The following is a 20257-nucleotide window of genomic DNA, read 5'->3' on the forward strand; positions in this document are numbered from 1 at the left end:
GCCGGTTGTCGTGCGCCGGGCTACCGGGTGGCGCCGGGCGGGCGGTGCGGCCCCCACCGGCCGCGCACGATGGTGACCAGCACGCCCAGCGCCACCAGCTGGAGGGCGCCCGTCACGGCCACCAGCAGCGGCACCGACGTCTCGTACAGCCCGCCGGCCAGCGCGCCGCCGGCCGCGGCGGCGACCCCGACGACGGCACCGAACACGCCGTACGCGGTGGCGCGCCGGCCCGGCCCGACCAGGTCCGCCACGGTCGCCTTGAGCGTCGACTCCTGCACGCCCAGCAGCGCGCCCCAGAGCACCACACCCGCCACCGCCATCCCGACGGTGGCCGAGAAGGCCAGCGCGGGCACGAGCGCGGCCACGACCGGCAGGACGACCAGCACGACCGCGCCGTACCGGTCGTACGCCCAGCCGGTGGCCACCGCGGCCAGCGCGTCGACGACCATCGCCGCGGCGTACAGCACGGGCACCGCCGCGGCGGGGAGCAGTCCCGCCGAGACGAGGTGGAAGGAAAGCACGCCGAACGTGGCGAACCCGGTCATGGTGAGCCCCGCGAACCCGGCGTACGCCCAGAACCGGACCGGCAGCCGGGCGACCTCGGTGGCGCCCGGCACCCGCCGCGACGTCCGCTCTCCCGGCTCGGCGGGCGTGGCGCGTTCGTAGCGGACCGGCCGGGGGACCTGGACCCGCAGCCACACCACCAGCGCCAGGGCGAGCGCCCCCGGCACGGCGAGGACGAGCAGCGCGGGGCCGTAGTCGTCCCCGGTGGCCGCCAGCACACCGGCCACCGCGAGCGGCCCCACCAGCGCGCCGGCCTGGTCCAGCGCCTCGTGCACGGCGAACCCGCGACCGCGCCCGGTCACCGCCGCGGCGTGCGACAGCAGGGTGTCCTTCGCGGGCTGCCGGACGGCCTTGCCGACCCGCTCGGCGACGATCAGGGCGCACGCCACCCAGAGCACCGAGGTCAGCCCGAGCAGCGGCACGCTGACGACGGTGAGCCCGTACCCGGCGATGGCCCACGCCCAGAACCGCCCGGTCCGGTCCGCCAGCGGCCCGGACACCAGCCGGAGCACCAGCGCGGCCGCCTCGCCGGCGCCGGTGACCACGCCCACCACGAGGGCGCTGGCGCCCAGGTGGGCGAGGAACGGCCCGGTGATGGAGCGGGCGCCCTCGTAGACGACGTCGGCCAGCATCGCCACCGCACCGAACCAGACCACGAACCGCCACGCCGACAACCGCCCGGCGGGCCCGGCGCCGGCCGGGCGTCCCGGACCCTGTGCCATGCCTCCGAGTCTCCGGCCTGCCGACCGCCGCCACGGGGCCTTCGCCCAGCGCCGGCCGCCGGGTCGCACAAATCGGTGTTACCGGACGACGACCCGCGTTCTTGACTACCGTAGGTGCCGAGCCGATCAGCGGAGAGCTGCCCAGCCGTGTGGCCGGACGGCCCAGGCGTGCTGGGCCGGCGCGGACACCCGAGGGCTGGAGGCGGTACCGATGACCATGGAAGCGGAGCGCGTGCTGCGCGAGGAGGAGGTCGGCCAGCTGGCCGAGCTCGCCGCCCAGCTGCGGGTGGACGCGATCAGGTGCAGTACGAAGGCCGGGTCCGGGCACCCGACGTCGAGCTTGTCCGCCGCGGACCTGCTCGCCGTGCTGATCTCCCGGCACCTGCGCTACGACTGGGCGGATCCGGGCAACCGCGGCAACGACCACCTGATCTTCTCCAAGGGTCACGCCTCGCCGCTGCTGTACGCGGTCTTCAAGGCCGTCGGCGCGATCACCGACCAGGAGCTGGTCGACACCTACCGGCGGTTCGGCTCGCGGCTGGAGGGCCACCCCACGCCGGCGCTGCCCTGGGTCGACGTCGCCACCGGTTCGCTCGGCCAGGGGCTGCCGGTCGGGGTCGGTATCGCGCTGGCCGGCCAGCACCTCGATCGGCTGCCGGTGCACGTCTGGGTGCTCTGCGGGGACAGCGAGACGGCCGAGGGCTCGATCTGGGAGGCGCTGGACAAGGCCGGCCACTACGGGCTGCGCAACCTGACCGCGATCGTCGACGTGAACCGGTTCGGGCAGCGCGGTGAGACCGAGCTGGAGTGGGACCTGGACACCTACCGGCGCCGGGTCGAGGCGTTCGGCTGCCGGGCGATCGTCATCGACGGGCACGACCTGGTCGCCATCGACGACGCGCTGGGCCGGGCCCGGCAGGCGACCGGCCCCACCGTGGTGCTCGCCCGCACGCTCAAGGGCAAGGGGGTGGCCGACATCGAGGACCAGCCGGGTTGGCACGGCAAGCCGATCAAGCCGGAGCAGGCCGAGCAGGCGGTCGAGGCCCTCGGCGGGGTACGCCAGATCCGGGTCACCGGGCCGCGACCCGAACCGGTCGCCCCCGCTCCCGCCCCCGACCGCCGGCCGCCCGAGCTGCCGCGGTACGACAAGGGGGCGAAGGTCGCCACTCGCAACGCCTACGGGGACGCGCTGCGCGCGCTGGGCTCCCGGGCGGACGTGGTCGCCCTGGACGGCGAGGTCAGCGACTCCACCCGGTCCGACCGGTTCGCCGAGGCCCACCCCGACCGGTTCTTCGAGATGTTCATCTCCGAACAGCAGATGGTCGCGGCGGCGGTCGGGCTCCAGGTGCGCGGCTACCGGCCCTTCGCCTCGACCTTCGCGGCGTTCCTCTCCCGCGCGTACGACTTCATCCGGATGGCCGCCATCTCCCGCGCCGACATCGCGCTGTGCGGCTCGCACGCCGGGGTGGAGATCGGGGCGGACGGTCCCTCGCAGATGGGGCTGGAGGACCTGGCCGCCATGCGCGCCATCCACGGTTCGACAGTGCTCTACCCGAGCGACGCCGTGTCCTGCGCCGCCCTCGTCGCGCAGATGGTCGACTGCACGGGGATCACCTACCTGCGCACCACCCGGGGTGGGCACCCGGTGCTCTACGACAACGACGAGACCTTCCCGATCGGCGGCAGCAAGCTGCTGCGCGGCGGCGGGCACGACCACGTCGCGCTGATCGGCGCCGGGGTGACCGCGCACAACTGCCTCGCCGCCGCGGAGCAGCTGGCCGGCGAGGGGATCGAGGCCCGGGTCATCGACCTGTACTCGGTCAAGCCGCTGGACTCCGAGCGGCTGCTCGACGCCGCCCGGGACACCGGCGGCCGGCTGGTGGTCGTCGAGGACCACTACCCGGAGGGTGGCCTCGGCTCGGCCGTGCTGGAGGCGCTGGCGGACCTGGCCGTACCGGCGCAGGTGTGCCGGCTGGCGGTCCGCGGGCTGCCCACCTCCGGGACTCCCACCGAGCTGATGGACCAGGCCGGTATCGGCGTGAGCGCCATCGTCACCGCCACCCGCGCCCTGCTCGCCCGGACCAGCTGACCCTCCCCCACCGGACCGACGGCCGGTGGATTCCTGGTCGGCCGGCGGGCAGCGGTAGCGTGACGGGGGACACGATCACCACCCGCCGCCGACGCGGTGTCGGCGGCAGGTGATGTGGTGACGCTGGCGACGTAGACGGCGGACCGGGGGGGAATGAGTCATGCAGACCCGCACTGATCTCATCGAGGATCTGATGGGGCGGTTCCCGCACGTGCCGCGGGAAGCGGTGATCAAGGAAGACCTGCTGCGCGGGGGCATGGCGTTCGACGACTCGGCGCTGACCGACAACGAGGGCGGCGAGGTCAAGCCGAAGTCGTACTTCATCTTCTCCTTCGATCACCGGACCCTGCCCGAGCTGGGCACCGCGGCGCTGCGCCGGCCGCCGGAGGAGATCGTGCTCAGCGGCGGCCCGTACGGGCTGCGCCGCACGGTCGTCTCGGTGCGGGTCAACCCCGACTCGCCGTACCGGGTCAAGGACAGCGGTGACGGGGTGCTGCGGCTGTTCCTGGACGACCGCCCGATCGCCGACGTCGGCCTGCCGCCGATGCCGGAGTACTACCGCCACACGCTGGCCAACGGCAAGTCGGTGATGGAGGTGGCCCCGACCATCCAGTGGGGCTACCTGATCTACCTGACCGTGTTCCGGGTCTGCCAGTACTTTGGCGCCAAGGAGGAGTGCCAGTACTGCGACATCAACCACAACTGGCGCCAGCACAAGGCGGCCAAGCGCCCGTACACCGGGGTGAAGCCGGTCGCCGAGGTGCTGGAGGCGATGGAGATCATCGACCGGTACGACACGCTCGGCGCCTCGCGGGCGTACACGCTGACCGGCGGCAGCGTCACCTCCACCGTCGAGGGGCTCGGCGAGGCCGACTTCTACGGCCGGTACGCCAAGGCGATCGAGGAGCGGTTCCCCGGCCGGTGGATCGGCAAGGTGGTCGCCCAGGCGCTGCCGAAGGCCGACGTGCAGCGCTTCCACGACTACGGCATCCGCATCTACCACCCCAACTACGAGGTCTGGGACAAGCGGCTGTTCGAGCTGTACTGCCCCGGCAAGGAGCGGTACGTCGGCCGCGAGGAGTGGCACCGCCGGATCCTCGACTCGGCCGAGATCTTCGGCCCCCGCAACGTGATCCCCAACTTCGTCGCGGGCGTCGAGATGGCGGCGCCGTTCGGCTTCACCACCGTCGACGAGGCGATCGCCTCGACCGCCGAGGGGCTGGAGTTCTTCATGTCCCGCGGCATCACGCCGCGGTTCACCACCTGGTGCCCGGAGCCGACCACCCCGCTGGGCCGCACCAACCCGCAGGGCGCCCCGCTGGAGTACCACATCCGGCTGCTGGAGGTGTACCGGGCGACGATGGAGGCGCACGGCCTGTCCAGCCCGCCCGGGTACGGCCCGGCCGGCCCCGGCAACGCGGTCTTCTCGGTCAGTTCGTTCATGGACAGCCTGCCCGCCGAGCCCGACCAGGCCGCCCAGCCGGCGTAGGCCGGCCGGCCGGTCCCCGGGTGGGCGGGTAGCTTCGCGGCGACCCGGCGGCCGGCGCGGTCCGGCGCCGCCGCGACCCGGGCGGGTGACGGTGACCGCCGCCCGCCCGGGCCACGATGCTCAGCGGGTGAGCTTGTACAGCTCGCCGCCCCGGGCGTAGTACATGACGCCGGCGGCGTCCATGGTCCACACGTCGGTGATGCCGGTGGCCAGCTTCTCCACCGCCAGCGTCGTCGGGTCCACGCAGGCGACGGTGGTCGAGAAGTTGCCGCAGACCGCGCCGTCCGGCGCGACCGCCAGGTGGTCGCTGCGCCAGACGTGGTCGATGTTCCAGTCGAAGGGCTCCACCTCGACGGTGTTGACCACCGTCCGGCTCGCCGGGTCGAACTCGAAGAGCGTCCCGACGGTCGACCCCCATACCCGGCCGTCCGGCGCGACGATCAGTCGGGTGATCGCCTTGGCCCCCGGGATCGCCGGGCCCTCCCAGACCTTCGTCGCGGTCGCCGGGTCCCAGAGGAAGAGCTTCGCCTCGGTCTGGGTCGGCGCGATGCCCAGGCCGCCCCAGATCCCGGTGCCGCCGAGCACCAGGTTCCCGACCGTGGCCAGCGCGGTCACGCTCTGCTGCGGTACGACGTCGCGGTGCACCTCCTTGGCCCCGGTGACCGGGTCGACCAGGGCGAGCGCCCCGCCGAGCTGGCCGTACTCGGGGATGGTGCCGAACGCGATCCGATCGCCGACGCCGGTGATGGCGAACGGCCGGTCCTGGTGGTCGGTGCGCAGCGAGGCGAACTGGCGCGGGTTGGTGCCGCGCACGATCGGCTTGGTCGGGTCGAGCTCGAACAGGTTCGCCCCGGGGTAGACGCCGGCGTAGATCTTGCCCTGGTAGGAGAGCAGCCCTTCGGCCTGGCCCAGCGCGTTGGCGTTCTCGGCGAAGGCGCCGGTCGCCGGGTCGTAGGAGGTGATCCCACCGCTGGGGTAGGCGCTGGACCAGATCCTGCCGTCCGGGCCGGCCTCGAGCGTCTGCAACTGGGCGGGCAGGCCCGGGACCGGCACGGTCACCACCTTCTTCGCCCCGGTCATCGGGTTGAAGTAGTACATCTTGCCGCTGAGGTCGATGGTGACGAGGGTCCGGCCGCGCCACTCGGGTCCACCGAGGTGGGTCCAGCCGAACCCGCGGGACGTGCCGTACCCGGTGAAGGCGGTCGGGGTGAGCGTCCGGGTCTTCAGGTTGTACGCCATCAGCCGAGCCGAGGTCGAGGCGAAGTAGACGTTGCCGTCGTCGTCCGGGGTGGAGAAGTCCAGCCCGCGGCCGTTGCCCAGCTCGGCGATCCACTCGCCGGTGGTCAGGTCGTGCACGAGCACCCGGTTGCTGTTGGTCACCCGGGCGAAGAGCGTCTTGTGGTGGACGTCGAGGTCGTAGACGAACTGCTCGGCGCGGTACTGCTCGGGCAGCGGGATCTCCCGCCGGTCGCCGGACTCGACGTCGATCTCGACCACCCGGGCGACCGTGCCCAGACCGGTGTAGATCTTGCCGTTCGCCACGCTGATGCTGCGCACGTACTGCTCGCCGGGCCAGACCTGCCCGTAGTCGCGGACCGCTCCGGTGCGGTGGTCGACGGAGTAGACCTTGCCGGTGGGGAAGGTGCCGACGAAGACCCGCTTCCCGTCGTTCGCCAGGCGCCAGGTCGCCGTCTCCCCCGGCGCCGGCGACCCCAGGTCCTCCACGTGGTCGGCGCCGGGGCGGTAGCGGAACAGCTTGCTGTCGGCCCCGATGTACGCGGTGCCGTCCGGGGTGACGGTGCCGCCCCACGAGCCGCCCGCGCCCGGCAGCGGCAGGGTCCGGACCACCGTCGCGGTGCGGGTGTCGATGACGTTGAGCGCGCCGGTGGTGCCGCGCGCCACGGCGTACGCGTAGTCGCCGGTCGGGGTGGAGCCGAAGGTGGCTCCGTAGATGGCCAGGTTGTGGTGGGGTACGCCGACCAGGGTCTCGGTCGCCGCGGCGGCGAGCGCGGGGGTGGCGGGTACGGCTGTGGCGGCGACCAGCGTCGCCAGGATCGCGATCGGCGCCAGGCGGCGCCGTCCAGTGAACGGCATAGGCATCCCTTCTCCGATTACGGTCGCCACCGTAAATCTCGATACATCGAAGGTCAACCGTGTACGGCGTGCCGATGCCTCGCTTGGCTCCCTGGTCATGGGTTGCCTGACTGCGGTCGCAGGCGGTTACGGCCGCAGCCCTTATCCGGCGAACGATTCCTCGCGGAGCCAGCGGCGCGATGGCGGATGGTCAGCGGGTGGGCTGCCGACCCTGGTCCCGGCCAGGTGCCCGGCGCTTCTCCGGGTCGGCCGGGGTGCGGCGCAGGCGGAGCAGAGCGGCGCCGGCGGACAGGGCGAGCAGCACCAGAGCGACCGCCGCGACCGTCCCCGGACCAATCTCGGCCAGCCAACCGCTGATCGTGGTCTGGATCGCGCCGGCCGCGTCGATGACCGGGTCGTCCACACCGCCGGCGCCGGCGAAGAGTCGGATCTCGTACCAGCCGTACCACGCCACGTAGCAGCCGGTGAGCACGAGGAGCAGACCTGCGAGGCGGCCGAGCAGCGGTGCGGCGCGACGGGTGCGGCGGACCAGGGACTCCCGGGCCAGCGCGACGGCCAGCGCGGCGATCCCGACCGCGAGTCCCATGCCCAGCGCGTACGCCAGGAACAGGCCGACGCCGGAGAGGGCGGACCCGGCACGGAAGCCCGCGACCACGACGGCCAGGAACGGGCCGATGGTGCAGCCGAGCGAGGCGATGGCGTAGGCCGCGCCGAACAGCACCATCGAGGTGAACCGCCGTCGGACCGCCGGCCCGGTGGCCAGTCGGGGCGCGAAGGTGGGCAACTGCCGGCCGGCCAGCAGCCAGCCCCCGGCGGCCACCAGGGCGAGCCCGATCAGTATCGACACCCACGGCACCCGCCGGGCCACGGCGTCCGCCGCCGGCGCGGCGAGCAGCCCGAACGTGCCGAACACCGCGACGAAACCGACGGTCATCGCGCCGGTGAGCGCGAGCGCCCGGCCGATCGGGGCGAACGGTGCCCGGGCCGCCGCCGGACCGTCGCCCAGGACCAGCACCGACAGGTACGCGGGCAGGAGCGCGAACCCGCACGGGTTCACCGCGGCCAGCAGGCCGGCACCCAGCGCGAGACCGTACGGGGCGTCGGGCATGCTCAGCTCAGCCCGCTGACCCGGTTGCGCAGTTCCGGCTGCGACAGTGGACCCGAGTACACGACGGTGCCGGCGGAGTCCAGCAGCACGTAGTGTTCCTGGCTGGTGACCTTGAACCGGCGCCACACCTGGCCGTCGTCGTCGGAAAGATTGGGAAAGCCGTCGATGCCGGTGTCCCGGGCGAACCGCCGCATCGCCTCGTCGCCACTACCCAGCCCGGCGACACCGATCAGGTTGACCCGCGCCGCATTGTCCCGCTGCACGGCGGCCACCTCGCCGGCCACCCCTCGGCACCGGCTGCACCACGCGGCCCAGAACCACAGCACCGCCGGCTTGCCGGCGAGGCTGCTGCCCGCGAACGTCCCACCGTCGATCGTCCGTGCGCTGAACGAGATCGTCTCCGGAAGCGCACCCGCGGTCGCGCCGGGGCTCGGCGCCGCCGCGGTCGACGGTGCCGCGTCGACCGACGTGGCGGTCGCGCCGCTCGGGGCGGCGGGCCGCTCCTCGGCACCGCCGCAGGCTGTGAGAGCGAGGACGGCGGCGGTGAGCAGCGTCGCGATCGGGACAGTGGCGGCACGGGCACCGGGCATGATCGGATGGTAGTCGGCCCATCCGCTCCACCGTCCTTACCGACCGGTTACGGAACGGAGCCGGACGCGCGGCCGGGCCGGGCGCGGAGCAGGTCGCCTCCGCACCCGGCCCGGAGTTCGCTACAGCTCCCTGACCCGGACGTTGCGGATCTCGATCAGGTCGTTCGTGCCGTGGTTCTGCAACCCGACGAACCCGCTGAGGAACTGGCGCAGGTCGGTCGGCGGGTCGCCCTGGCGGGACGACGCCTTGCCCGGCGTGTTGTCGAACTCGTTGATCACGACCCCGTTGCGGGTGATCGTGTAGTGCTGCCCGACCACCCGGATCTCGTAGTCGTTCCACTGGCCCTTCGGCGTCACGCCGGCCTGGTCCAGCCCGATCGGGTCGAAGTTGTAGACCGACCCGGTCTTCTGCGGCTCACCGGTGGGCCCGTCGTAGATCTGGATCTCGTGACCGCAGTAGATCGCCACCCAGGCCTGGGAACTGCGGGCCGAGCCGACCGTGCCGCAACTGTCGGCCGGCCGTTCCTCCAGCGGCGTGCGCGGGTCCGGGAACCGGACGAACGCGCCGCTGTTGGCGTACGTGTTGCCGGTGGACACGTCCCGGAACTGCAACCGCAGCGAGAAGTCGGCGAACTCCTGCTTGGCGTACCAGAGCATGCCGAGCCCACCGGAGCTGCGGATCGAGCCGTCCGGCTGGAGCGTGAACGATCCGCCGGGCGCCTGCCGCCAGTCGGCCAGCGACTGCGCGCTGCCGTCGAAGATCGGCTGGTAGCCGGGGACCTTGCCGATCGCCGACTGGGCAGCGGCCTTCTGCAACGCGGACGCCTCGCGGTTGTCGAGGACGCCGGCCTTGCGCAGGTCGCCCACCACGCTGGCGACGTGGCTGACGAACTGACCGTGGTCGGTCCACATGCGCTCGTCGTCGATCAGGTCGTTGACCGTGCAGTCGCCGCCCACCTCGTGGTTGGTCACCCCGGTGTCGGTGTCGAGCATCCGCACCGTCGTGCGGGTGTCCGGCGCGGCACACCCGACCACCACCTGGACCTTGCCGGTGGCCACCTCTCCGTCGGCGTAGGTCACCTTGACCGTCGCCTGGTAGGTGCCGAACTTCGCGTAGGTGTGGGTCGGGTTGGCCTCGCGCGACGGCGCGCTGCCGTCACCGAAGTTCCACTCCCAGGCCACGCCGCCGGCCTTCGCGCTGGAGAAGGCGATGGTCTTCGGGTTGCTCTGCGCGACGGCCCGCGCGGTGGCGTGGTTCGGGTTCGGCGTCGCCGGCCCGCCCTGGTAGGCGACCCGGATCAGCTTCTGGTTGGCGTGCAGGCTGAAGAAGCCGCCGGCGTAGTCCAGCATGTACAACGCGCCGTCCGGGCCGAACTTGGCGTCCATCCAGGACTGCAGCTGGGTGCCGCCGCTGCCGGAGCGGATGATGCTGCGCAGGTCCTCGGCGAACGCCGGCGGCCCGTGGCTGTCGACCTTGCTCTTGTCGACGGTCACCGCGACCCGGTTGTTGGCGTTGGACTGGTCACCGATGAACCACTTGTCGTCCCAGTACTCCGGCCACGCGACGCCGCTGTCGACGTCGACGTTCTCCCGCTGGTACGTCGGGCCGTCCATGATGGCCTGGCCGCCGCCCTTGAGGTACGGCTGGGTGAAGGTCTCGTCGCCGACCTGGTACGTCGGCAGCCCGCTGCCGTCGGCGCGCTTCGGGAAGACCGGGCCACCGCCCTGGGGCGAGTACCAGATCATGTTGTCCCGTGCCGGCGGGATGTTCACCAGGCCGGTGTTACGCGGGGAGGTGTTCTTCAGGTTGTCGCAGTCGTACCAGCCGGTGAGCACGTTGGCGTCGGTGTTGCTGCGGTCCCGGTAGGGCTGCCGGTTGCCCATGCAGTACGGCCAGCCCTGGTTGCCGGCGGAGGTGATGATGGTGGCCGTCTCGTACTTCGCCGGTCCGAGCTCGGGGCTCGGGGCGCCGGCGTCCGGGCCGACCCAGGCGGCGGTCAGCCAGTCGTTGACCGGGTCCCAGGCGATCCGGGCGATGTTCCGCACGCCCATCACGTAGATCTCCGGGCGGGTCTTGCCGCCACCCTCCTCGTTGCCGGTGAACAGGTTGCCCGGCGGGATGGTGTACGTGCCGTCGGACTCCGGGTGGATCCGAAGGATCTTGCCGTTCAGGTCGTTGGTGTTGCCGGAGGTACGGCGGGCGTCCTGGAACGACACGCCCTGGTACTCCTGCGTCCAGTTGTTGCCGGAGTAGCCGTTCGAGCCACCGGAGGAATTGCTGTCACCGGTGCCGATGTAGAGGTTGCCGGACTCGTCGAAGGTCATGCCGCCACCGGCGTGGCAGCAGCTGTGGATCTGCGTGTCCCAGTGCAGCAGGTCCTTACGGGTGCTCTGGTCGATGGTCTGCTTGGCGGCGTCGTAGGTGAACCGGGACACCGTCCGCTGACCGATCCGCTTGACCCGGTCGATCGACTCGTGCGGCATCCAGTAGACGTACACCCAGCCGTTCTGCGCGAACTTCGGGTCCAGCGTGATGCCGACCAGGCCCTCCTCGTTCTTGACCAGTTCGCTGCCGCTGCCCCGGTTGCCCATCACGGCCAGCGTGGTGAGCAGCTTGACCTGCTTGGTCTTCGGGTCCCACCGGTGGATGGTGCCGCAGCCGAGGCCGACCCTCGGGTCGTCCCAGCTGACCACCGGCCCGGACGGGCAGGCCGCCTTGCCGATGTAGAACACCGTGCCGTCCGGCGCGATGGTCAGGCCGTGCGGCTCGCCGATCTGGTCGAGCTGTCCGGGCTGGTTGGTGGTGGTCAGCCGCTCGATCCGGTAGTTCGACGCGACGGTGGCCTGGCAGTCGCCGCGGACCAGGCCGGCGGTCCACCGGATCGCGCCGAGCAGGTGGCTGCGGAACTGCTTGTCGGTGGTGTAGCTGGCCTCGGTGCGGCCCATGCCGGTGTAGAAGGACCGGCCGCCGTCGTAGTCCTGGCACCAGGAGATCGGGTGGAAGGCGCCGTTGCCGCTCAGGCCCGGGTTGTAGGTGCCCTCCTCGACCTGGGCGACGGTGTGCACCCGGCCGACCGGGCTCGGGTCCCAGTTGATCCACTGGTCGGACCGCTTCATGGTCAGCGGCAGGCCCTCGTTGGCCGGGTGCTGCCGGTCGGTTAGGTCGACCACCGCCTCCTGCACCGTGCTGTCCGGCGGCGGGCCGGCGTCCGGGCCGATCAGCCACAGCTCGGCCAGTTGCACCAGCGGCTCCCCGCTGTTCGCGGTGACGTTGAGTCGGTAGTGCTGGTACGCCTTGTCGTTGGTGAAGCTGAACTGCCGGGTCTGGAACCGCTGCGGGAAGGTCTCGTTGCTGCGGGTGTCCAGGTCGGTCCAGGAGTTGCCGTCCGCGGAGCCCTGCAGGGTCCAGTTCTTCGGGTCCCGGCCGGGGAAGTCGTTGGCCGAGGTGAGCGCGTACCGGCTGACCACCACCGGCTTGGCCAGCTTGACCGCGAGCCAGCCGGTCGGGTTGAAGGTCAGCCACTTGGTGCCGGTCGAGCCGTCGATCGCCTTCGCCGCCGTCTCGTTCGGCGGGTTCTCGGCGCTCGCCGTGGCGGAAACGGGCTTCTCGGCGTTCGGCAGGCCGGCCGCCGGTCGGGTGCCGATCAGCCCGGTGAACCAGGCGGAGCTGGGCTGGGCGCGGGCCGCGTCGTGTACGCCGAGGAAGCCGCCGCCGCCCTTGATGTACGCCTGGAACGCCGCCTCCTGGGCGTCGTTCAGGGCGACCCCGTTGGCGGACAGGAACACCACGGCCCGGTACCGGGCCAGGTTGCCGACGGTGAACACGCCCGGGTCGGCGGAGGCGTCGACGGCGAAGCCGTGCTCGCCGCCCAGGCTCCGGATCGCGTCGACGGCCTTGCCGACCGGGTCGTCCTGCTGGTCGACCGGGCCGTGGAAGACCAGCAGCTTCACCGCCGCCGCGGCCTCGGCGGCGGCGGCCTGCACGGGTGCCGGGGCGGCGGCCTGCGCGGGCAGGGCCAGCAGCCCGAGCGCCAGCACGGCGCTCGCGGCGAGCGCGCCGCTGCGTCGTACGACCCGTCGGGTGGGTGGTGGGGAGGCTGTGACGTCGACGGGTGGGCGTCCGACCCATCTGGACAGCCGGGAGCGGTGCTGAGCCATCTCGACTCCTTCACAGGTGAGGTGTGGCGGAGGTGCGTTGTCCGAGCGGTTCGAGCAGAAGGCGGTGCGGTCGGGGTTGGCGGGCGCGGACCACGGCGGTGGCCCGCGCCGGTGGCGGCTGCCGGTCCGTTCAGCTCCGGACGGACCGGCAGCCACCGGCCCTCGTCGGCGGCGCGGCGGCCGCCGGCGTCACTTGTGCTGGTGCTGCCCGGCGGCGGTGTCCGCGCCGGTGGTGGCGCCGGCCGCGGTGCCGCCGGCCGGGTGGGCGTGGGAGTGGTCGTGGCCGGGCGGCATGTTCCCGTTCTCGTCCAGGACGTGCAGCATCGTCGACATGCCGCCGTCGGAGTGGAACTGCATGTGGCAGTGCAGCATCCAGTGGCCCGGGCCCACCGAGGCGCCGGCGGTCACCGTGACGCCGAACGAGTCGCCGGGGCCGAGCGGCTTGTTGTCGATGGTCTGGACGAGGTCGGCGAAGGGTTCCCCGTTGGGCAGCACCCCGGTGCGGTTGTCCGCCCAGGCGTGCCCGTGCAGGTGGAAGGTGTGCATGTCGTTGCCGATGCCGACGACGATGAACTCCACCTTCTCGCCCTTGCGGGCGACCAGGCAGGTCGGTCCCGGCTGCGGTTGCTGCGCGTCGCAGGTGTCGGCGGCAGCGCCCCGGCGCAGGTTGATGCTTTGCCGGTCACCGAAGACCACGGTGTAGGTGCGGTCGGGCTTCGGGTCACCGGGGCGGCGGACCACCAGCCCGCCGAAGAGCCCCGCGCCGAGGCCCTGGGTGCCGTGCGGGCCACCCACCACGTGGTCGTGGTACCACCAGTGGCCGGCCGTGCCCGGCGCGCCGGTCTTCTTGTTGCGCTGCTGGGCGAACCAGGTGTATGTGCGCGACTCGCCGGGCGGCACGAACGAGCCGGACTGCACCGTGCCGTCGGAGAGCTGGGTGTACTTCACCCCGTGCACGTGCAGCGAGACGCCGAGCGGGTGCGCCGGGTCGGTGCGCAGCTGCTCCAGGGTGGCCGCGGGCACCTGGTTGTGCACCGTGATGGCCAGGCACTCGCCCTCGGTCATCTCGATGGTGGGGCCCGGGTAGGAGGCGGTCTGCGGGGTGAGGCCGTAGCCGAGCCGGACCTGCGTGCCGTCCTTGGTCAGCTCCACCGCGTACAGCTGCATGGTGCGGTCCGGCTTGGCGCAGCCCTCCGGCCGCTCGGCGAAGAACGATCCGGTGCGGGCGGTCGCCAGGCCGCCGGCGCCGACCACGGTGAGCAGCACGGTGGCCGCCACCACCAGCAGCCGGCGGGCGCTGGAGCGGGGCCGACGCGGCTCGCCCCGGTCGTCGCCGGTCGCGCCGCCGTCGACCGACGGTGGCGGGTCCTCGACCAGCCGCCAGGCGCTCACCGTTCACCCCGCAGGTCGACGATCCGCTGGTAGCTGCGCTCGGCGGCGCCCAGCGAGCCGGGCGGGTTCGGCTGGGCGTTCGGTGCGGTGTCCTGCTCCCAGAGGTAGGTGAACCGGCCACCGCCGTCGAGTTCGGTGAAGAACTCGGCGAACGGGATGGTGCCGGCGCCGAACTCCACGTCCAGGTAGGAGTTGCCCTGCTGCGGGTCGGGCAGCGGGACGCCGTCCTTGACGTGGAACAGCGGGAACCGGTGCGGCTGGGCCTTGACGTAGTCCACCGGGCGGAACCCCGGGTACTTGCGGGCGCCGCCGTACGCCCACAGGATGTCCAGCTCCAGGAACACGTACCGGGGGTCGGTGAGTTCCAGGAACAGGTCGTACAGCCGCACGTCGGGCCGGTCGAGCGCGAAGCTGAACTCGATGGTGTGGTTGTGCTGGTAGAGCTTGATCCCGCGGGCCGCGGCGGCGGCGCCCCAGGTGTTGAACTCGGCGGCGGCGGCCTGGTAACCGGCGATGGTGCGGTTGCCGGTGGGCGCCGAGGCGGTGCCGATGGCCGGCATGCCGAGCGTCTCGGCGACGTCCAGTTCCCACTCCAGGTTGTTGCGGAAGTCACCGAGCCCGCGGTGGCTGCCGGCCGCCTTCAGCCCGTTGTCGTCGAGCAGCTGGCGGATCTGCGCCGGCGTGATCGGGCCGACCGCGCCCTGGGTGTAGCCGGCGAACTCCACCTCCCGGTAGCCGATCCGGGACAGCTCCTCGAACACGGCCGCGAAGCCGAACTGCGCGATCTTGTCGCGGACGCTGTAGAGCTGGATGCCCAGGTGCCCGCGCGGCACCAGGTGCCCGTTCGAGGCGCCGCCGGATGCCGCGGCGGGCAGCGCGCCGGCGAGGCTGGCGGCGCCGACCGCGACGGTGGAGCCGGCGAGGCCGCGCAGCAGCGCCCGGCGGTCGATCCTGTGTTTCGCCATGGTTGGTTCCCTTCGCTCGTCAGCAGCAGCTGGTCGAGGTGGCAGAGGACGGCGCGCCGCCGGGGCAGCACGGGGACAGCGGCGCGATCCGTACGTCGCGGAAGCTCACGACGTCGCCGGTGCCGTGGTTCTGCAGGCCGATGTGGCCGCTGGCGTGCTGACGCCCGGCGCCGCCGGGGTCGTCGGCCCGGGGCGGGCTGAACACCGCGTCCGGCGCGTTGACGTACTCGTTGATCAGCTCGCCGTTGCGGAACACGGAGTAGTGCTGGCCCACCACCCGGATCTCGTAGTCGTTCCAGGTGCCCTTCGGGGTGACCCGCGCGCCGTCGAGGTCGACCCGGTCGAAGCCGTACACCGAGCCGCTCTTGTACTGGTCACCGTCGGGCCGGTCGTAGATCTGCAGCTCGTGGCCGTACTTGATGGCCACCCACTCGGGCCGCGACTCGGCGGGGTGCCCGTGCACGTTCGGGAAGCGGACGAAGACCCCGCTGTTGGCCCGGCCGGTGCCCGGCGCGTCGTCCCGCCACCGCAGCTTCAGCGAGAAGTCGCCGTACTCGGCGGTGCGCAGCCAGAGCATGCCCAGGCCGGGCACGGCGCGGCTGGTGATCGACCCGTCGGCGTTGCGGGTGAAGCCGCCCGCCCCGACGTGCTCCCACCGGTTGAACGAGGCCGCCGAGGAGTCCAGCAGCGGGCGGTAGCCGCTCTTCTGGTCCGGCTTGCCGACGCCGGAGCGGGCGGCGGCGCTGACCAGGCGGCCGTGCTCCTTGTGGTCGATGACGCCCAGGTGGTGCAGGTGCTCGGCGATCTCGGTGACGTGCTTGACGAACTGGCCGTGGTTCGGCCACTCGCGCTCGTCCTCGATGGCGTTGTTGATCGTGCAGGCGCCCTCGACGACCCGGTTGGGCACGCCGCTGTCGATGGTGCCGAGCCACACCGTTGGCCGGGTGTCCGGCACCGGGCAGCCCGGCTCGCCGCTGGCCACGACGGTGAAGGTCACCGACGCGGTGCCCGAGGTGTTGCCGGCCTTGTCGGTGGCCCGGTAGCTGACCGTGTGCGCGCCGGGCCGGTTCACCGTGATCGGCGCGGTGTAGGCGGCGTACGGCTGCCCGTCGAGGGAGTACTCGATCCGGTCGACGCCCGAGCCGGCGTCGGCGGCGGTGAGGATCACCGTGGCGCTGCCGAGGTAGGCGCCGTCGTCGTCGAGCTGGCCGGCGAGCGCGGCCGTGACGGTCGGCGGGGTGGTGTCCGGCGCGGGCGGGTCGACCACGGTGAAGGACACCGACTGGGCGGCGGAGGTGTTGCCGGCCTTGTCGGTGGCCCGGTAGCTGACCGTGTGCGCGCCGACCTGGTTGACCGTCACCGGCGCGGTGTAGACGGCGTACGGCTGCCCGTCGAGGGAGTACTCGATCCGGTCGACGCCGGTGCCGGCGTCGGTGGCCGAGACGGTGACCGTGGCGGAGCCGACGTACGCCCCGGCGTCGTCCCGCTGGCCGCTCACCGTGGCGGTCGCCGTGGGTGGCGTGGTGTCCGGGGCCGGCGGCCGCACCACCGTGAACGACACCGACTGCGGCGTCGAGGTGTTGCCCGCCTTGTCGGTGGCCCGGTAGCTGACCGTGTGCTGCCCCGGCTCGCTGACCGTGACCGGCGCGGAGTACGCGGCGTAGGCGTCCCCGTCGAGCGAGTACTCGATCCGGTCGACGCCCGACTCGGTGTCGGTGGCCGACAGGGTCACCGTCGCCGACCCCACGTACGCTCCGGCGTCGTCCCGCTGCCCGGTCACCGCCGCGGTCACCGTCGGCGGCGTGGTGTCCGGCGCCGGCGGCCGCACCACGGTGAACGACACCGACTGTGCCGCCGAGGTGTTGCCCGCCTTGTCGGTGGCCCGGTAGCTCAGCGTGTGCTGGCCGAGCTGGTCGACCGTCACCGGCGCCGAGTAGGCGGCGTACGGCTGCCCGTCGAGGGAGTACTCGATCCGGTCGACGCCGGAGTCCTCGTCGGTGGCGGACAGGGTGACCGTCGCCGACTCCAGGTACGCCCCGGTGTCGTCCCGCTCCCCCGCCACCGCGGCGGTGACGGTCGGCGGGGTGGTGTCCGGTGTCGGCGGCTCGACCACGGTGAACGACACCGACTGCGCCGCCGAGGTGTTCCCCGATTTGTCGGTCGCCCGGTAGCTCACCGTGTGCTGGCCGACCTGGTCGACCGTCACCGGCGCCGAGTACGTCGCGTACGCCCCGCCGTCCAGCGAGTACTCCACCCGGGCGACGCCCGACTCGGTGTCGCTGGCCGACAACGTCACCGTCGCCGCGCCCACGTACGCCCCGGCGTCGTCCCGCTGCCCGGTCACCGCGGCCGTCACGGTCGGCGGCGTGGTGTCCGGCGCGGGCGGCTCCACCACGGTGAACGACACCGACTGCGGCGTCGAGGTGTTCCCCGCCTGGTCGGTGGCCCGGTAGCTGAGCGTGTGCTGGCCCGGCTGGTTGACCGTCACCGGCGCGGTGTAGGTGCCGTAGGTGCCGCCGTCGAGGGAGTACTCGACCCGGTCGACGCCGGAGCCTTCATCGGTGGCGGAGAGCGTCACGGTCGCCGCCCCCAGGTAGGCGCCGTTGTCGTCCCGCTCGCCCGACACGGTCGCGGACGCGGTCGGCGGTGTGGTGTCCGAACTGCCGCCGGTGACCACCAGGAGGCCGGCCATCCCGCCGTGGCCCGGGATCGCGCAGAAGTACCGGTAGGTGCCGGGCGAGAGCACCACGTCGACGGTCCACCGGCCACCGTTGGCGTCCGTCGGGTCGGCCAGGATGTTCACGTCGACGTCGCTGTTGTACGCCGGGTTGGTGGTGTCGAAGGTCAGGGTGTGCTGCATGCCGGTGGTGTTGCCGGTCGCGGCACTGTTCTCGAACACCAGCGTCGCCGGCCCGGCCACGGCGGTGGTCGGAGCCGACAGGTACGACAGGAAGTTGTCGCCGGCGGTCCAGGTGAGCACCTGGGCCTGCAGCTGGCGCGGCGCCTCGCTGCCGGCGGTCGACCGTCCCGCGTCCAGCGGGCGCGCGGTCGCCGGCGCGGCGGCCAGCCCGGCGGTCAGCGTCAGCAGGACCGCCGTGGCGACCGCGGTGATCGATCTGCGGAGCCGGCCCCGGGGGCGCCGGCCGGGCGGTGAGTACCCGTTCATGGATGCCTCTCTCACGGTCCAAGAACTCATCTGATCGACGTACGTCGTTTCGCTGCCGGCCCGCGCGCCCCCTCCCCGGCCGCACGAGATCCCCGGCCGTGACCCGGATGTCACGGTCGTCCTGAGTTGTGTGGGGGTCTGCCTGGGTCAGCGGGCGAGCCGGATCGCCCGCGGCGCCAGACACGGTTCCGCGTCGGAGCTGACGGGGTGTGGGTTGAGAAGGGACGGGCATCGGTCAAGCCACGGCGCTCGCGCGCCGGGGCGCCTGCGTGGGGCGCCGACCCGGGGTGCCATCCCTGGTCCTAGCCGTGGCCGCCGGACGTGTTGCGCCGCCCTCGGCCTCGATCGAGAGTCACCGTGCCGTCGGTTCGTCTCGCTGGAACATATCGATGTGTCCCGACACTACTAACTTGCCATCGACGTGTCCAGACCTTTCGCTGACGCCGTCGGTACTTTTCTCCAGACAGACGAAAGTGCGTAGCGTGTCAACCCACGACGGCGTTACACGCCTCGTCCCATCCATTGCGGACGGCACACGGGGCGGCCGGCGAGGCGGGGCGACCGGCGCGGCGGCGACCGGCGCGGCGAAGGCGGAACGACGGCGGCCGGCGGCACCGGAGGTGCCGCCGGCCGCTCGGGAAACAGCTGTGGTGGTGCGCGCTCAGGACCGGGCGGGACGGGCCCCGACGCCATGGCCGAGCCGGCAGCCGGCGTCGGGCTCGGCTCAGCACCAGCCGTTGACCGGGCCGTTCACGCCGGTCCACAGGTACGCGTCGGAGACCCAACTGCCGTCGGTGAGCCGATCCCAGAGCGCGGTGGCGCCGTACCGGCCGGTGTGCGTGGTGCCGTTCGCCGAGCAGGAGATGCTCACGGTGGCGCCGTCAGCGACCGACCCCAGCACGGCGTAGCCGGTGCCCGGGCCGGCCCGGCGGGTCAACGTGCCGCCGCCGTTGGCGTCCACGACCGCCTGGGTGAGGCCCAGGGCACCGTAGTTGTGGACCGCGCCACCGGCGCCGACCCACGCCGAGCCGTGCCGCGCCCCGCCCTGGTAGGCCGCCGCACCGTTGCCGAACACCCACTTGCCGATGTCGTGCCCGGCGATCGGCACGTACGCGCCGTTCTGCCGCAGTCCGAGGTGGACGTGCCGACCGTAGGCGGCCCCGCCACAGGTGACGTCTGTGCCGGTGTAGCCGAGGTACGCGCCCTGACCGACCGCCGCCCCGTTGACCGAGATGCTGCTCCACAGGTGGTAGTAATCGGTCGAGTAACCCCGGTCGTGGATCACCCGGATCCAGCCCTGGCACATGGTGTACGCGGTGCCGGCCCGCGCGGCCCGGACCACCTGGTCACCTCCGGCGAGGTCGACCGAGCTGTACGGCGTCTCGCTGCCGCCCCAGCCGTGCGGGCCGCCGCTCAGCGTCCAGGTCTGCCCGACGGCGAACGGCAGGGCCATCCCGGTGCGGTAGTCGCCACCGGCGTACATCGGGCTCGGCGCGGTGCTGAAGACGGCCTTCTCCGCGGGGCTGACCAGCGGCGACTCGGCGGCCAACGCGGCGAAGCCGGACTCGCCGTCGAACGCCACCCGCCAGGCGCCGGCCCGGCCGTGGGCCAAGAAGACCGCGCCGACCGGGTGCGCGTCCTCGGTCCGCGGCGCGACCGCGACGGCCGTGCCGAACGCCCAGCGGCCGCCCTGCCGGGTGACCGCGATCCGGGTGTCGGGTCGGTCGGCGGCCACCGACCCGGCGAGCCGGCCCTGCTCCAGCAGCTTCGCGGTCACCGCGGCCTCGACCGTGCCGCCGGCCGGCGCCGCCACGGCGGTGTGCACCGTGGCGGCCAGGACCAGGCCCGCCGTGGCCAGCGTCGCGGTGGCGAAGCCAGCCCATCGTCGTGGGTACATCATTGCCAACCTCTTTTCATAGA

Annotated in this window: 11 protein-coding genes; 2 read left to right on the forward strand and 9 right to left on the reverse strand. The window is 72.7% G+C overall.

The features are described from left to right. Window positions 1–20: 20 nt before the first annotated feature. Window positions 21–1286 carry an MFS transporter gene (locus GA0070609_RS14970; protein ID WP_088994381.1) on the reverse strand — a complete coding sequence of 422 codons (1266 nt, stop codon included), beginning with the start codon at window positions 1284–1286 and terminating at the stop codon, window positions 21–23. 211 nt (window positions 1287–1497) lie between these two features. On the opposite strand from GA0070609_RS14970, the gene GA0070609_RS14975 reads away from it, so the two are divergent. Beyond that, entirely contained in the window at window positions 1498–3375 is a 1878-nt protein-coding gene (locus GA0070609_RS14975) for a transketolase (RefSeq protein ID WP_088994382.1), read from the forward strand. Between the two features lie 160 nt (window positions 3376–3535). Beyond that, complete coding sequence (locus GA0070609_RS14980) at window positions 3536–4864, forward strand: radical SAM protein (RefSeq protein ID WP_088994383.1); 1329 nt, start codon at window positions 3536–3538, stop codon at window positions 4862–4864. 120 nt (window positions 4865–4984) lie between these two features. Here GA0070609_RS14980 and GA0070609_RS14985 read toward each other — a convergent pair whose 3' ends face one another. The 8 genes from GA0070609_RS14985 to GA0070609_RS15020 form a co-directional block, all read right to left on the reverse strand. After that, entirely contained in the window at window positions 4985–6958 is a 1974-nt protein-coding gene (locus GA0070609_RS14985) for a hypothetical protein (RefSeq protein ID WP_088994384.1), read from the reverse strand. A 190-nt stretch (window positions 6959–7148) separates the two neighbouring features. After that, the gene (locus tag GA0070609_RS14990; protein ID WP_088994385.1) at window positions 7149–8066 is read right to left on the reverse strand and encodes a cytochrome c biogenesis CcdA family protein; all 918 of its coding nucleotides are present in this window, start codon (window positions 8064–8066) and stop codon (window positions 7149–7151) included. A 2-nt stretch (window positions 8067–8068) separates the two neighbouring features. After that, the gene (locus GA0070609_RS14995; protein WP_088994386.1) at window positions 8069–8656 is read right to left on the reverse strand and encodes a redoxin domain-containing protein; all 588 of its coding nucleotides are present in this window, start codon (window positions 8654–8656) and stop codon (window positions 8069–8071) included. Between the two features lie 120 nt (window positions 8657–8776). Further along, a complete protein-coding gene (locus GA0070609_RS15000) occupies window positions 8777–12814 on the reverse strand; it encodes a ThuA domain-containing protein (protein ID WP_088994387.1) in 4038 nt (1345 codons plus the stop codon). Window positions 12815–13003: 189 nt separating this feature from the next. After that, on the reverse strand, window positions 13004–14206 hold the full coding sequence (locus GA0070609_RS15005) for a multicopper oxidase domain-containing protein (RefSeq protein ID WP_197700296.1): 1203 nt from the start codon (window positions 14204–14206) through the stop codon (window positions 13004–13006). Further along, window positions 14203–15171, reverse strand: a complete 969-nt coding sequence (locus tag GA0070609_RS15010) for a sugar phosphate isomerase/epimerase family protein (RefSeq protein ID WP_088994388.1) — start codon at window positions 15169–15171, stop codon at window positions 14203–14205. The genes GA0070609_RS15005 and GA0070609_RS15010 overlap by 4 nt, the downstream gene beginning before the upstream one ends. A 19-nt stretch (window positions 15172–15190) precedes the next feature. Further along, complete coding sequence (locus tag GA0070609_RS15015; RefSeq protein WP_157748176.1) at window positions 15191–18337, reverse strand: OmpL47-type beta-barrel domain-containing protein; 3147 nt, start codon at window positions 18335–18337, stop codon at window positions 15191–15193. A gap of 724 nt (window positions 18338–19061) precedes the next feature. Further along, on the reverse strand, window positions 19062–20234 hold the full coding sequence (locus GA0070609_RS15020; protein WP_088994389.1) for a peptidoglycan DD-metalloendopeptidase family protein: 1173 nt from the start codon (window positions 20232–20234) through the stop codon (window positions 19062–19064). Between the last annotated feature and the right edge of the window lie 23 nt (window positions 20235–20257).

Source organism: Micromonospora echinaurantiaca (assembly GCF_900090235.1).
In the GTDB taxonomy this organism is placed as follows: domain Bacteria; phylum Actinomycetota; class Actinomycetes; order Mycobacteriales; family Micromonosporaceae; genus Micromonospora; species Micromonospora echinaurantiaca.

What these genes read in the sequence shown, in the direction of transcription:
- GA0070609_RS14975 (WP_088994382.1), top strand. Translation starts at nt 1,498, where the DNA reads ATGACCATGGAAGCGGAGCGCGTGCTGCGCGAGGAGGAGGTCGGCCAG.
- GA0070609_RS15010 (WP_088994388.1), bottom strand. Translation starts at nt 15,171, where the DNA reads ATGGCGAAACACAGGATCGACCGCCGGGCGCTGCTGCGCGGCCTCGCC.
- GA0070609_RS14980 (WP_088994383.1), top strand. Translation starts at nt 3,536, where the DNA reads ATGCAGACCCGCACTGATCTCATCGAGGATCTGATGGGGCGGTTCCCG.
- GA0070609_RS15015 (WP_157748176.1), bottom strand. Translation starts at nt 18,337, where the DNA reads ATGAACGGGTACTCACCGCCCGGCCGGCGCCCCCGGGGCCGGCTCCGC.
- GA0070609_RS14985 (WP_088994384.1), bottom strand. Translation starts at nt 6,958, where the DNA reads ATGCCGTTCACTGGACGGCGCCGCCTGGCGCCGATCGCGATCCTGGCG.
- GA0070609_RS15020 (WP_088994389.1), bottom strand. Translation starts at nt 20,234, where the DNA reads ATGTACCCACGACGATGGGCTGGCTTCGCCACCGCGACGCTGGCCACG.
- GA0070609_RS14990 (WP_088994385.1), bottom strand. Translation starts at nt 8,066, where the DNA reads ATGCCCGACGCCCCGTACGGTCTCGCGCTGGGTGCCGGCCTGCTGGCC.
- GA0070609_RS14970 (WP_088994381.1), bottom strand. Translation starts at nt 1,286, where the DNA reads ATGGCACAGGGTCCGGGACGCCCGGCCGGCGCCGGGCCCGCCGGGCGG.
- GA0070609_RS14995 (WP_088994386.1), bottom strand. Translation starts at nt 8,656, where the DNA reads ATGCCCGGTGCCCGTGCCGCCACTGTCCCGATCGCGACGCTGCTCACC.
- GA0070609_RS15000 (WP_088994387.1), bottom strand. Translation starts at nt 12,814, where the DNA reads ATGGCTCAGCACCGCTCCCGGCTGTCCAGATGGGTCGGACGCCCACCC.